The 13,343-nt window shown below is 67.9% G+C and carries 13 protein-coding genes; 6 read left to right on the top strand and 7 right to left on the bottom strand.

Features of this window, described 5'->3' with window-relative positions; all coding sequences use genetic code 11:
* Nucleotides 1-265: 265 nt before the first annotated feature.
* The 5 genes from M1248_RS32895 to M1248_RS32875 all read right to left on the bottom strand — a co-directional run bounded on the left by M1248_RS32895 (nt 266) and on the right by M1248_RS32875 (nt 4,105).
* A complete protein-coding gene (locus M1248_RS32895; RefSeq protein WP_064849901.1) occupies nt 266-601 on the bottom strand; it encodes a hypothetical protein in 336 nt (111 codons plus the stop codon).
* 46 nt (nt 602-647) lie between these two features.
* Nucleotides 648-1,289, bottom strand: a complete 642-nt coding sequence (locus M1248_RS32890) for a ParA family protein (protein WP_109769115.1) — start codon at nt 1,287-1,289, stop codon at nt 648-650.
* A 172-nt stretch (nt 1,290-1,461) separates the two neighbouring features.
* The gene (locus M1248_RS32885; RefSeq protein WP_234792576.1) at nt 1,462-1,620 is read right to left on the bottom strand and encodes an antitoxin VbhA family protein; all 159 of its coding nucleotides are present in this window, start codon (nt 1,618-1,620) and stop codon (nt 1,462-1,464) included.
* A gap of 35 nt (nt 1,621-1,655) precedes the next feature.
* Nucleotides 1,656-2,534 (bottom strand): hypothetical protein, encoded by an 879-nt coding sequence (locus M1248_RS32880; protein ID WP_064849899.1) that lies wholly within the window; start codon nt 2,532-2,534, stop codon nt 1,656-1,658.
* Nucleotides 2,531-4,105, bottom strand: coding sequence for a hypothetical protein (locus M1248_RS32875; protein ID WP_317150888.1), 1,575 nt, complete (start codon nt 4,103-4,105; stop codon nt 2,531-2,533). Before M1248_RS32875 ends, M1248_RS32880 begins: the two co-directional genes overlap by 4 nt.
* Before the next feature lie 537 nt (nt 4,106-4,642).
* Between M1248_RS32875 and M1248_RS32870 the strand changes: the two genes are divergently transcribed.
* The gene (locus M1248_RS32870; protein ID WP_064849897.1) at nt 4,643-4,906 is read left to right on the top strand and encodes a hypothetical protein; all 264 of its coding nucleotides are present in this window, start codon (nt 4,643-4,645) and stop codon (nt 4,904-4,906) included.
* A gap of 41 nt (nt 4,907-4,947) precedes the next feature.
* On the opposite strand, the gene M1248_RS32865 is transcribed toward M1248_RS32870, so the two are convergent.
* Nucleotides 4,948-5,397, bottom strand: a complete 450-nt coding sequence (locus M1248_RS32865) for a hypothetical protein (RefSeq protein WP_064849896.1) — start codon at nt 5,395-5,397, stop codon at nt 4,948-4,950.
* Nucleotides 5,398-5,712: 315 nt separating this feature from the next.
* On the opposite strand from M1248_RS32865, the gene M1248_RS32860 reads away from it, so the two are divergent.
* The 5 genes from M1248_RS32860 (at nt 5,713) to M1248_RS32840 (ending at nt 12,422) form a co-directional block, all read left to right on the top strand.
* Nucleotides 5,713-5,910 carry a hypothetical protein gene (locus M1248_RS32860; RefSeq protein WP_064849895.1) on the top strand — a complete coding sequence of 66 codons (198 nt, stop codon included), beginning with the start codon at nt 5,713-5,715 and terminating at the stop codon, nt 5,908-5,910.
* Nucleotides 5,911-6,346: 436 nt separating this feature from the next.
* Nucleotides 6,347-7,468, top strand: coding sequence for a rep protein (locus M1248_RS32855; protein WP_234792575.1), 1,122 nt, complete (start codon nt 6,347-6,349; stop codon nt 7,466-7,468).
* Nucleotides 7,469-7,852: 384 nt separating this feature from the next.
* Nucleotides 7,853-11,290 carry a MobF family relaxase gene (mobF, locus tag M1248_RS32850; protein WP_317150887.1) on the top strand — a complete coding sequence of 1,146 codons (3,438 nt, stop codon included), beginning with the start codon at nt 7,853-7,855 and terminating at the stop codon, nt 11,288-11,290.
* A 245-nt stretch (nt 11,291-11,535) separates the two neighbouring features.
* Nucleotides 11,536-11,877: a hypothetical protein gene (locus M1248_RS32845; RefSeq protein ID WP_234792577.1), complete on the top strand. Its 342-nt coding sequence runs from the start codon at nt 11,536-11,538 to the stop codon at nt 11,875-11,877.
* Nucleotides 11,877-12,422 carry a recombinase family protein gene (locus tag M1248_RS32840; protein WP_064849903.1) on the top strand — a complete coding sequence of 182 codons (546 nt, stop codon included), beginning with the start codon at nt 11,877-11,879 and terminating at the stop codon, nt 12,420-12,422. Before M1248_RS32845 ends, M1248_RS32840 begins: the two co-directional genes overlap by 1 nt.
* Before the next feature lie 293 nt (nt 12,423-12,715).
* On the opposite strand, the gene M1248_RS32835 is transcribed toward M1248_RS32840, so the two are convergent.
* Nucleotides 12,716-13,343, bottom strand: a 628-nt coding sequence (locus tag M1248_RS32835) for an NYN domain-containing protein (protein ID WP_317150886.1), incomplete at its 5' end; no start/stop codon positions are given.

Genomic DNA, 13,343 nt, shown 5'->3' with positions numbered 1-13,343 from the left:
TCGCTCAATGGTGGCTCCGGTCCAGGTGGAGTGACCGGCAACGAGGCGCGCCGCCAGGGCGCGCACGTCGAGCCAGCGCCACCCTGCGGTGCCTTTCCCGCACAGGCCACGGCCGCCGTAGTAGAGGTTGAACCCGTCGATGTACACACCTACTCGCATGGGCACAGACGCTAACGGGCAGGCGTGCAAGGCACCGCGACCAGCAGAAACCGGACGCAACCGGGCCACGGCAGCGGGCCGGGCAGGAGCCCGTGTGACGAGGCGGTCACGAACGCTGAGCGGCGATCGCGCGCACGATGTGCTCGGCTAGCTCATCGTCGGCAAGCAGCCGATCAACGAGCGCGGCCAGGACTTCCTGGCCTGTCACGCGCGCCAGTCCCAGCCGGTCTGCGGTGTCTCGCTGCCAGTTGTCCAGGCTCCGATGCGCAGATGGGGACAGATCCACTGTTCGGCGGACATTCTTCTGGCGGACACCGCCCGGCGCGGGCCGGGGGGCGGGCGCAACCTCAGATAGCCCATCGTCTGCCGGTGCCGTTTTGGCCGGCGCTTTCGTGCGCAGCCGCTCAGCATTGGCCTTGATCCTGTCTGCTGCAGAACTCATGAGCGCGGTCCTCCCTCGCCAGTACGCATCTACGTATATCAGTAGATCAGTATCTACTCTGCGGGACGCCCAGCAGCTCGGCGGCAATATCGCCGTATGCGGTCGCCGCTGCGCTTGTGATCGGCAGGCCGAACGCCTGCGCGTAGCGTTCTAGACGGCCTACGGTCGGCCCCAGGACGCGAATCCCATCAGCGGTGAGCATCTGCCGGTAGACATCTGTGCTGGCGGCATTCGGGACCGTGCGGGTGAGCACCACGGCGAGCTGCGGCGGCTCATCCGCGGCCAATGCCGCGGCCTCGTCTACGAGTTCGCGGATCGCGGGTACCCGCGCGTACTCCATGCCGGTTGGCGCCATCGGCACCAGCACATGAGTCGCGATCCTGATGGCTGAGGCGACGACGCCGCGGCGTTCCTTCATCGGTGGTGTATCGATCACCACAGCCTCGTACCTGTCGCCAACGACGCCTGGCAGCTTGCGATGCAGGTCAGCGACCGGCATACCGATAACCGGGATGGTCCACTCCCCCGTTTCGGACCATGACAGCAGCGATTCATTCTCACCGTCGGCGTCCACGCCGAGAACCGATAGCCCTGCTTCAGCGAGGGCGTGCAGGACGAATGCTGAGGTAGTGGTCTTGGTGGACCCGCCTTTGAGGTTGGCCACGACGATGGTCAGCACCGGTGACATAAAACGCACCCACCTTGTCTATCAGTAGCTACGGAACCACTTATATCAGTAGATCAGTACATCATGTCTACACCGCGGCCTGCGGGCAACTTGGGGTACGGAAATGCGGAGGCACTGAGCTACTGACGTACTGAACAGTACGCTATGCCGGCGTTTCTCTGGCTTTGGCGTCCTAGTGCGCTGGGTCAGCGGGCTGACTGAACTCCGCGATGACCTCGGCGGCGGCCTCGTCGTAGGTCAGTTCGCCGCGGCCGATTCGGTCGAGGAGGTCCATTGCGCCGAGCGAAACGTCATGGCCGGCCAGGCCGGTCGCCGCCACGGCGATGGACACGGCCTCGTCGTGAGAAATCGGCTGCCGCGGTGTGTTCAACTCCAGTACTCCGGTATCCGCTCGCGCTGTGTCCGGTAGGCCGGATCAGCCAGCTCGGACAGATGCGCCTCGGCCGCATCCTTGTCGGGCCACCGGCGCACGCGGTGGCGGGCGTCCGCCACCCAGTCGCTGAGCACCGGCCCGACCCCAGGTGTCGCCCGCTGCAATGTTGTGGCCGCCGCGCTGGCGCTTTCGTTGATCAGGTCGCGGTCCTGCTGCGCCAGCTCGCGGACACCGGCCGCGTGGCGGGTCCACACCTTCATGCCCTGGAGCACGGCGATGTCACCATGCCCCTCGCGTTGCTGGAGCATTCGCTCCGCGCGATCCGTGCTCTGCTCAAGCTCGGCTGTCTCCTCGGCGTCGACCACCTCCAGCGCCGCAGACCACCAGACGCGCAGCGCCCGCCCCGGCCCTACCTCCCGAGCCTGGGCAGGTTCCCACAACCACCAGTCGCCCGAGTAGTCGGCCAGCTCACGCAACACCAACAGCACGTTCTCGCCGGCCGCCTGGCTCGGCCCGACCGGCTCTGCGGTAGTTGCAGCCTCGGCCACGGTTCGCCGCAGAGCGAATACGTCAAAGCCGGGCAGCCCCGGTCCCAGGCGAGGTATCTCCGCTGGTATTGGAGCCGGGCGAGGTATCACCGGACCCACCCGGGGCCAACCCGGCCCTGGCGACACCGCCCGGATGTGGCGGGCCGCATCGCCCCGCCACCAGTCCGGGTCGCCGTCGCGCGCTGCCCGCAGCGCTGTAGCGGTTCGGTCCGCCCACACCGCCCGCCAGTCCGCTTCGAGTTCGCCGTCACGGGCAGCTTCCAGCAGCGCCCACAACACCGCCCGCCGGGTCTTCTGCCAGGCCCACTCCTTCAGGCTGCTCATCGACGCGGCCTCGGATCGAGCACCGCGAGGGCCTGGTTTAACGCCCGGTCGACGGCATGTCCGAACCCGGCGGCCCAGCCGCAGTAGGCGACATCGGGCAACGACACCGCCTGCTCCCGCCAGAACCGCAACATCTCAACGATCAGCCCAGCCCGGTAAAAGGGCTGGTAGATCCGGCGCTGGGCCTTGGACACATCAGAGTCGTCGGCGTCCAGCACCTGGTCCGGGTGCAGCACACCCCGCTTCGCCACGTGCTTGTGGTGGGCTTCCCAGTCGACGGGCTGGCCCGCGCCCAGCCGCTCCACCACCTGTTGCTGGTCGTAGGGATCGATCAGCGGCGGGGTCATCGGCGGTCTATCCGCCTCCACAGCCTTGGCCTCGTCGAGCACCGTCTGCGCGACCGCCTCGGCTACTCGCCGCCACATCGCCTCACCCAGCACCAGCTGGGTCTTGGCCCAAATGTCCGGTGCCACCACCTCCAGGCGATGCCGGTAGCCACCACCAGTCGTCGGGGCCTCGCCCGGCGTCAGCAGGATGTCCGCGTTGCGCACCGCCTCAAACTCACCCGTCCACTCGCGTGGCCGCTGCACACCCGCCTCCGAGCTCACCATCGCGCATGGCCGCACATCGGTCACCCGCGCCAGCTCCTCGGCGTGCGCCGTCAGCAGCTTCGCCGCCGCGCCGACGCCGACGAACCGGTGCGCCCAGCCGACCGGCAGGGCGCGGTCATAGACGGCCAACGTCGCCGACGCCGGGATCACCACCCCCGGCGGCACATAAGCACCGTCGCCAACCGTCGAGGCGATCGCCACCACCTGACCGGTTGGCAGCGCCAACACCGACACCGCCCACTCAACCCATCCGCCGTTAAGTAGGTCCTCCCGCACTTCGGTACCACGCACCAGACCGTCGAGAATCCGCCGCGCCAACACCAGCTCCGCACTCGGCAGTGGCTCGCCCGCCGCCACAGCACCAGCCGCCGCACCAGACCCAGAACTCGACGCCACCACCGGCGGCCCACCAGCGCTCTGCTGCCCTGATGCGCCCGGCGACTGCACCGGCTGAGCCGACGTCGGCAATGTCGCCGCGCCCGGTGGCGGCACCGGACTACCACCACCCGGCGGCACATACGGCACCAGACCGCCCCCGCCGCCACCACCACCACCAGGAGAAACTGGTGCCATCCCGCCACCACCGCCGCCGGCAGGAGCCGGTCCACTCGGCGCAGCCGGTGGCGGTGCCGCCGCGCCCGCTCCCTGAGCAGGAACCACCGGAACCTGCCCACCAGGCGACGACGCCCCCGCCGCCGAAGACGGATGTGGGCCAACGAATTTCTCCAACGGTGGTGTCGGCGTCGCAGACACCGCACCCGAAGCACCCATACCCGAGGCCAAACCGGACTGGAAACTGCTCGCAGCACTCGACAACGGATTTGGACTACTCACCGGGTTACTCGACAGCGCCTCCGACATCGACGCCGCCGGAGCCGTCGCCGCATCCTTCAACGAACTCCCGCTCAACGCACTCAACCCGGTCGGCATCTGCGGCGGCCGCATACCACCACTAGCCACGCCGGAACCGGCCGTGGGCATTCCGGTGGTTGGGAGTCCCAGCCCACTGGGGGGTGTAGACATCGTTGGCTGTGGGGTCAGGCCGTTGTAAGCGCTCCGCAGGGCGTCACTTCCTGCTCCTTGGTGGCGTGGGTCAGCTAACTCATCGTTGCTCCCAGCAGTGCTGCCACCAGCAGTCCCAGGAGTCCGCTCTCTATCTGCGTCTGCACTCGTCTCCGCAGCATCCTTATCGCCGTCGGGCGCACCTTTTCCAGGCTCCCGAGGTCGATCCTTCTCCTGTTCGTTGCTGGCTGGAGTTGCGCCTTGTTCGTTGTCACCAGGCATCGGAAGTGGAGGGGGAGCGGCAGCGATGTCTCCGAGCGCTGTGCTGTACGCGGTGGCGGCCTCTGCTTTGAACGTGCCAGCGTTGAAGGGCGTCTTGGTTTTTTGTGCTGTCTCCCAAGCTTTTTGGGCGGCGTCCCCGATCCGGGTGAGGTCCATCTTTAGGCCAATGACCGTGCTCTTGTAGGACTCCGCGGTGACGGCTTTCGACCCGACATGATCGGCTACGTCGTAGGCATGGTTGCGCATCATGGTGAGCCGCTCGACCCGCGCGATGCCGGCCTGTCCTTGAAGGAGGTCCGGGCTCGTTGTCATCTTGCGTTTAAGGGTGTCGCCGTAGGTGGAAAACCTGGTTTCAGCGGCCCGTTGTTCGTCGGCAACACTCTGAATGTCGCTTTCGCTGATGCTCGGCCAGAACTCACCGATGGCCATCTGAGCACCGACGCCAGGCGGACGCTGAATATCACCCGCGCCACCTAACGATCCAGCAGCAGGCATTGTGTTCTCCTCACCCCGAACTACTACTGGTCAAGCCCGCACACGGTCCACGCCTGTTGGTAAGCCGCTCCGGCGTCCTCCGGCTCGTATTTCGGCGGAACCTCGGCAAGACCGCGGGGCCGAACCTTGCCGTAATCAGCCATCGCGGAATAGAACGTGTCGATGACTCCACGTACGGCGCGTTGAACAGATTCACTTGCGTGAGGGTTCTCAGCCAAGGCGTTCTCAAGAGCAGCCGCCGCAGGTAGAAGGTCCATCCCCTTTGTATCGGGGTTTGGGATGGTCGCATTGATGATTGCGTACTTAGAACACACCGCGATGTCCTGTGCGTGGGTGTCGCCGTGAGCCGATGCACCGGCATCATTCGTGGCTTGAACAGCCTGCGGCACAACCTCGTTCGGTAAGGTGGACTTGATGACGATGGCTCCGACAGCGGCTCCCAGCCCGGCAGCGATCAGGGCTGTGGTAGCCACGACCGCGATGAGGCCAGCTCGACCCGCTGAGGGGGATGGGCTGAATCGTGCGGGAGCCGGATGGGTAGTTGGTCCCGTCGGGTAGGGGTGCTCCATTGGGCCAGCGTATTGGGGACCACCGACAAAATCACGCGCCGAACGCCCCCAACTCCCAAGTCAGACAACGCCTTCAGATGGAAAGTGTTCGCGCAGTGCCTGGCGTTGACTTCTTTGTCTCGCCGGCAGTCATGCCGGGGTGAACTCGGCCGAAAACCGAGCACCGCTTCGGCGTGTCGGTACCAGGTACAGGACTTTCTCTGGGGGACGATCGTCGGCATGGCCCAACCGCATAAGGGGCAGCGCGAGCAGATCAAGGTCCGCGCTGCCGCAGTCGTGTACGCGCGTCTGCGCGAAATGGCCGCCCAACGCGGCACCAGCGTCAGCCAGCTCTCGGCAGACCTCCTCGCCATTGCAGTCGGTCATCCCGAGGCCGTCCGCGAACTCGACAAGGAGGTGCTGCCGCTGGCGATGTGAGAGCTCGCGCTGAGGCCCCGCCCTGCTCGACTGCGGGGGCCTTGGCAGATGTGACATCTCAATAGCTGGTGTGCGGATTCGCCCGCTGACATGACGAAGGCCCCCGAAGGGGCCTTGTCTGAAGGTATCGACCTGAGCGCCAACTCAGGTCCGGGTCCGCACCCGTTGCCCCTGAAAGGGACGTGTCTTGGTCGACTCGTCTCACGGTAGCGCATGCCTGCCCGGCGTACCAGATAAGCCACGCAGCAAGTGCGCGAATCGTGATCTTCTCACCGCCCGACCGAGTCATCGGGCGTGTTCTTCACCGCCACCGCTCGGCGCGGCGGCCTATGCCGGACACAGCCCGCACGTCGAGCGCGCCCGGGTGGCACAGGGTCGGCGTGACTGGGTGCTGCGCGCCGGTGCGAAACATCGCGCGCCGATGTGGACGAGTCGCGTGTCATGGTTGGACGGTCTGCGGCGGTGGGCGCAGTCGCCGGCGCTGGGCGAGTTGTGTGCGGAGCAGCGGGTGTCGATGACCGCGGCCACGTTGTTGGCGATCGCGGCGGTGATGGCCGAGCACGCCGATCACGCCACCGGCCGCCACGTGGCGGTCACTCGCGCCACCATCGCCGACACAGTGGGATGTGACGTGCGCACCGTGACCGCGGCATGGCGGGTGCTGCGGGTGTCGCGCTGGGCGGTGGAGGCACAGCGCGGCCACGGCTCGCCAACCACCCCCAGCGTGGGCCGGCGACCCTCGGTGTACCACCTCGTGCCGCGTCGCGCCCCCCAGCCGGCCGGCGATCAGCCTGTGCACGATTTCCACCTACCGCCGCCAGGCGGCGATGGTTTTTTAACTCCCGTAGGGAGTAAGTCACCAAGCGTGCGCGCACGCGCACACGCCACCTATAGCCGCGAACAACAACCCGATCCACCGCGGCGCTGGCGCACCACACCGCGACCACTTGCCATCCAGTTGCTCGCCGCCCAGCTCGTCGCGCGCACCCACGGCCTGGGCCGCGGCCACATCGGCGCCATCTGCGACACGCTTACCGCCGCGGGCATCGAGCCGGCCGTCTGGTCGGCACGAGCTATCACCGACGCCCTCGACGCCGACATGCGCACCCGCGGATGCAGCTGGCCCGACCACATCACCAACCCCGCAGCGTTTCTGTCCAGCCGGCTACGACGGCTCTCGTGGACCACGCCGCCAGCACCGCCAAAAGGCGGCGGCTACGCCGCCACCCGCATCGACCAGACGCCGGCCCGGGCGACGCTCACCGACGCAGCGCAGGCCCGCATTGCCGCCGCCCGCGAACACATCCGCCAAGTGCTTACCAACCGCGCTCGACGCCCCCGCCCTGAGCGCACTCCGAGCGCGTGTTCAGACGCACCGCAACGATCTATCGTCGAAGGCATGGCACCGTCCACTCCCAACGAGGCGATTCCGCCGTCAACGCCGGTGCGCCGCTGGCGGCACGAGGAGTGCACCGTGCACGCCGACGCCGAGGCATTCTTCCGTCACCTCGACCGCCTCGTCGACGACGCGCCTAGTAGCTGCGAAACGGCCCGCTGACGTTCGGACGCGACCCGCACACGCTCAGCACCTGGCGCGCCACACTCGCACCTTCAAGCCAACCTAACTAGCGGGCCTAAGTGTCAGGCGGTGACACCCGGCCCGCGCCTCTCTTCCTCTTCACCACTCCTGTTCTCTTCACCCTTACCTCGTTGTTGCTAACCCCCACCTTCTCTCTGCTCACCATCAACCAAAAGCCCCCTCCTCATGCCTCTGATTACCCCCACTACTCCACACCAGTTCAGCCCCACAGTGCTCACCCATTCCAGCATCCATCTAATACGGTGGCACATTTGCACAAGGTGTGCAACGATGGCGGCAGCGCGCCGTGCGGCGCGCTGCCTTGGCCGTGTGGGCGGCGGGGTTGGGAGGTGATTGGGCGCGGTGTTGACGCCAGCCAAGCTGGGCCGGTGGTCGGTGTCGTATTACGTTGACACCGCCCGTGACGCCACGGCCGCCGCGCGTGATGCGCGCGCCCGCAACGGTGGGCTGGGCGAGTACTACAGCGAGTCGGAGACCCGGATGCCGACCTGGCTGGTGGCCGGCGAAGAGCCGATCCGCGCGGCCGAACTGGTCGGGTTGACGCGTGGCGATGCGCTCGGCGGGGCCGCTGATCTGGACGTGGTGACCCGGTGGCTCGATGACGGCATGGTGCCCTCCCGCGAGGTCGGCCGGGCCTTCCGCGCAGGCTCGGTGCACGGGTTCGATTTGACGTTTTGCGCGCCGAAATCGGTGTCGCTGCTGCGCGCGTTCGGCGACGATGTGACCGACAAGGCGGTCGCTGATGCGCACGCCTACGCCATCGGCGAGGCGATGAAGTATCTCGCCGAGCATGCCGGTTACACGCGGGTGCACAACCCGCAGACGGGCCAGAAGGATTTGGTGAAGCTGCCGGGGATCGTGGCCGCGGCGTTTCAGCATGAGACGTCGCGGGCGGGTGATCCGCATCTGCACACCCACGTGATCGTGCCCAACCGCCAGGCCCGCGCCGATGGCCGACTGGTGTCGCTGGATGGCACGTCGCTCTATCACGAGCTGCGCGCGGCGGGGATGATCTATCACGCGTCGCTGCGGCCGCATCTGAACAACTCGATTGGCGTGGAGTGGGGTCCGATCGATCCCGACACCGGTATGGCAGATGTGGCGGGCGTTGACCGGGCCACCATCAAGGTGTTCTCGCAGCGTTCCAGTCAGCTCGAGGACTGGGCGCGCGGCAACCTGGTGCTGGCCGACGAGGAGCCGACCGCGGCGCAGCTTGGCGTGGCGCAAAAGGCGACCCGGCCGCGTAAACCCGAGAGCCTGTCGCGGGCGCAGTTGCGGGCCGGCTGGGCGGCCGATCCGCGCGGCTTCGGCATCGACGCCGAGGCGCAGCGCGAGGCCCGTGGCAGGCGGCTGGCGGGCGCCGGTGTGGATGTGCGGGAGGTGGCGCGGCAGGCGGTCGCGGGCATCCATAAGGCCGCCACCTTCACCCGCGCCGATCTCATCGAGGCCATCGCAGCACGGCTGCCGGTGGGCGCTGCCGCCACCGCTGGCGTGTCGCCGCGCGAGTTGGTGGAGACGCTGGCCGACGAGGTGTTGATTCCGGTGACCGCCGAGCGTGCGCCGCATCAGCGGGAGGGATCGGTGCGCTACACCGCCGCCGAGCTGCTCGCCGAGGAACGCGCCATCATCGACCTGACCCCGGTCCGCGCACAGCGCGCGGTGATCACAATCCGCCGTGATGACACCGCCGCACTGTCGGCGGATCAGCGTGCGGCCATCACCAACATCGCCGCTTCGCCGTGGCTGATCCAGCCGCTGTCCGCGCCCGCCGGCGCCGGCAAAACGCACAGCCTCAAAGCGCTGCGGGCGGCGATGCGCCGCTCCGGCGGCGATGTGCTGGTGCTCGCGCCCACCCACCGCGCCGTCGATGAGGCGATGAGCGAGGGCGCCGGCGGCGCGGGCATGACGATCGCCGCGGCCCTGGAGCGCCACCGTCGCGGCACCCTGCGGCTGTCAGCGGCGCCCACCCTCGTCGTCGTCGACGAGGCCGGCATGGTCGGCACCCAGCAGCTGCGCGAGCTGTTGACCGCGACCACCGAGGCCGGGGTCAAAACCGTCCTGGTCGGTGATGCCCGCCAGCTCGAACCCGTCAAAGCCCGCACCGGCACCTTCGAACAACTCTGCACCGATCTGCCCTGGGCACAACACCTGTCCGAGGTGTGGCGGATGCACGACCCCGACGAGCGCGCCGCCTCCCTGGCGGTACGCCACGGCGGCGCAGCCGCGGTACGCCGCGCCGTGAGCTGGTATCGCCGCAGCGGCCGGCTCAACGTCGGCGACGAAGTCACCATGGCCGATGACGCCCTGGCGGCCTGGCGCGCCGATCTGGACGCCGGCCGCGACGCCCTGCTCATCGCTGACCGCTGGGAAGTCGCCGACCCGCTCAACGAACGCATCCACTGCGACCGCATCGCCGCCGATGCGCCCACCGTCACCGCCGCCCGTGGGCACCGCATCGCCGCCGGTGACCTCATCGTCACCCGCGACAGCGACCCCACCATCGCTATGCGCCCGGCCCGCGCCGGCCAACCCGATCCCGCCCCGGTCCGCAACGGCAACCGCTGGGAAGTCCTCGAGGTCGACCCCGACAACAACCGGCTCGCGGCCCGCCGCCTCGGCGATGACGCGATCGCGGTATTCAGCGGTGACTTCCTCCGCGAGCAGGTGCACCTCGGCTACGTGCTCACCGTGCACGCCGCCCAAGGAGCCACCGCCGACACCACCCACGCACTACTGGGGGTCCAATCGCGGCTGGCCAACCGGCGCACCGCCTACGTCGCCATGACCCGCGGCCGCCACACCAACACCGTCTACCTCTACGAACAGCCCACCGGAGAACGCGACCACGAACACGCACCCACCCCCGACGCCAGCGCCGAGGTGCATACCCCGGTGCGCGACACCGCCGCGCAGGCCGCCGCCGCGCTGAGAACCATTCTCGGACGCGACCGCGACTCGGCCACCATCGCCGAAACCGCCGCTGCCGCAGCCGAACACACCCAGCTGCCCGCCGAGGTTACCGACCACCTCGACCACCACCGGCGCGTCGTCACCCACCTACAACGGGCCCACCGGCACGATCGCGCCAGCGCCGCTGACAACCGCCACCGCGCAGCAGAGCAGACCGCCGACCGCGCCCTGGCCGAGATCCTGGCTGTGGCTGGCCGCCACGGCGGCGACCCCCTGCCCGCCGGACCGCTGGCGGTGCCCTACGGTCACGCAGTCACCATGGCCCACTCCCGCAACCGGGAGGACCTCGACCAACTCATCACCGACACCCACACCGCCGCCGTCGCCCGAGGCCGCGCCGTCGTGGTCGTCTCCCCCACACCCGAGCCGCCACACACAGCCGGGCGCGGCTGGACCATCGCCCGCTACAACCCGGAACGGCTCACCACCACCCCGATGCCCCGCGACGCAGTCCTCATCATCGACAACGCCGCAGCCGCGCGCCCCACCGACCTGGCCCGCATCGCCCAGCACGCCGCCGCCCATCACGCCCGGCTGCTGCTCGTTGACGACGACCAACCCGGCCCCTCGCGTCGGCTCCTCGACGGACTCAACCTCCCCTGGGCTGCTCACCACCACGACATCGACCCCGCCGCCCGCGCCGCAGCACTCACCATCGCCGATCCCGAGCTGGCCGCCGAGATCGAACGCAGCCGAGACACCCACCAACGCGCCTGGCGCCAACTCACCCGCATCCGCGAAAGCACCGAGCGTCACCGCGACCGCGACCACACACAAGACCTTGACCGCGACTACGGCCTCGACATCTGAGTTGTCGAAAAAACTGTCGATTCTGGGACGCCGAACCCAGTCAGGTGGTCACCTGCGGCGACACCTACGGGGAGGTGTTTCGCAACTCCGTCCCAGAATCGCCCAGGAGGTACCGGGAGATTTGACACACACAGATGGCTCCCGCCCGGCCCGCTGCGCGGCCCGGTTGGGTCCAGAAGTCGTAGCCCACAAACTGCCCGCAGGGCGTATCTACTGAGTTACTGATCTACTGATAGAATGCGTTCATGACCGATGAAGGACCGCAGAGCGGTAGCCAGATGAGCGCGGCTGAACACTGGCGGGCGTGGCTAGAACGCTACGGCGACGATTACGCCACGGAGGAAGAGCGGCGCGCGGCGTATCGCGACTTTCAGGCGAACCTGGCGGAGATTCGGGCCGTGTTCTCGCAATCTGATGACATGCACGCGGCGGGTTACCTGGATGCTCAGCAGCGGGTGGCTAATGGCGATGCAGACAGCCCCGCCGACGCCGAACTGTGGGCACCGGTCGACCTCACCGGCCCGGCGCGCGCAGATTGGCTCGAAGGCTTCCGCTCCCACTTCGGATCACGGCCGCGGAGGGCGTGATGGCCGTTCTTGGCTATGCCCGCGTCTCGACGGGTCACCAAAACCTCGATATGCAGACTGATGCGCTCAAAGAAGCAGGCGCAGAACGTATCTGGACTGAGACGATGTCGGGCGGCCGCGATGACCGGCCCGAGCTGGCCGCAGTCCTCGACTACGCCCGGTCAGGTGACGTACTCGCCGTGTGGCGACTGGATCGGCTCGGCCGATCACTGCCGCACTTGCTGCGAGTGGTCGAGGACCTGGACGCCCGCGGTGTCGAGCTGCGCTCGCTCACTGAATCCATCGACACCACCACGGCAGGCGGCCGCCTGGTCTTTCACGTCTTCGCCGCGGTGGCTCAATTCGAGCGCGCACTAGCGGCCGAGAGGTCGGCGGCCGGTGTGGCCGCCGCCAGGGCCGCCGGACGGATGCCGGGACGGCCGAAACTGCCTACCGCGACAGTCGATGCCGTACGCCGCCTCGATGAAGCAGGCGCAACACGCACCGATATTGCTCGTTCCCTTGGGATTTCGCGATCCAGCGTGTACCGGGCGCTGGTGCCGTGAGTTGGCCTAGCACTTTTCTTCGGCCCCTCCCCCGATCTTGGATTCTCGCGCGGGCGGGCGAGCTGTCAAGGCTCGGCCAGAGGCCGACCGCCGCGGCGGCTGCGGCCTTGACAGCACCCCCGCTCAAGCGCGGACACTGGCCTCTATCGGGGAAGGGCACCACGTGGGCATACCTCTGCCCTCACTCAGCGGACCGACCGCATGAAAAACCCGGCCCCAGTAGGGCCGGGTGGTATGACGCAAGTATGCAACGCGCCTTGCGCGGGCGCAATTCCCCTCCCCTGTCGGGCTTGTCACCACGGCCCCGGTTTGGACACACCTTCCGCCGGGTCGGGAAGCTGGCAAGCTTGGAAGTCGGCCGCGGTGAGCTGGTACCACCAGTGATTACCCACACCGTCAGCAGGTGAGCCGCGCAGCTTGCCCGCCGTGTGGCTGCGAGATGGGTTCACCGTCCCGACCGGGACGCGATCCCGCGCAGTCTGCACCGGAAACTGCAGATCACTGTCATTGCTGATCACCACGGCCGCCTCGATGCGCTGTTCGAGAACATCGAGCAGTAGATGTGCCGCCACGTTCACATCCGAACCCTTTTCCTCGCGTCTGGCCACCGACACCATGAACACCGCGGCAGGATCGTCCTGCCCTGCCGCGTCCTTGACCATCACCGATCCGCCAGGGTGCGTCAGGACCGGGCGGCCGTTGCGGTCAGGAGTCGCCAGCGGTGCCCGCGCAGTACGGTGCACGTAGTTGCCCAGCTCTATCCGGTCGGTGGTTTGAGAGCGTCGCAGTGCCCGCAGGTAAGCGTCTTGCTCGCGGTTGCCCACCGGATTGTCCGCGCCAGAAATGACCGCCGTGCAGTAGACCACTCGCTCAATGGTGGCTCCGGTCCAGGTGGAGTGACCGGCAACGAGGCGCGCCGCC

It is taken from the genome of Mycobacterium sp. 29Ha (assembly GCF_032883055.1).
GTDB classification, from domain to species: domain Bacteria; phylum Actinomycetota; class Actinomycetes; order Mycobacteriales; family Mycobacteriaceae; genus Mycobacterium; species Mycobacterium gallinarum.
Note: the sequence above shows the minus strand (reverse complement) of the source record. Positions and strands in the feature narration are given on the sequence as shown.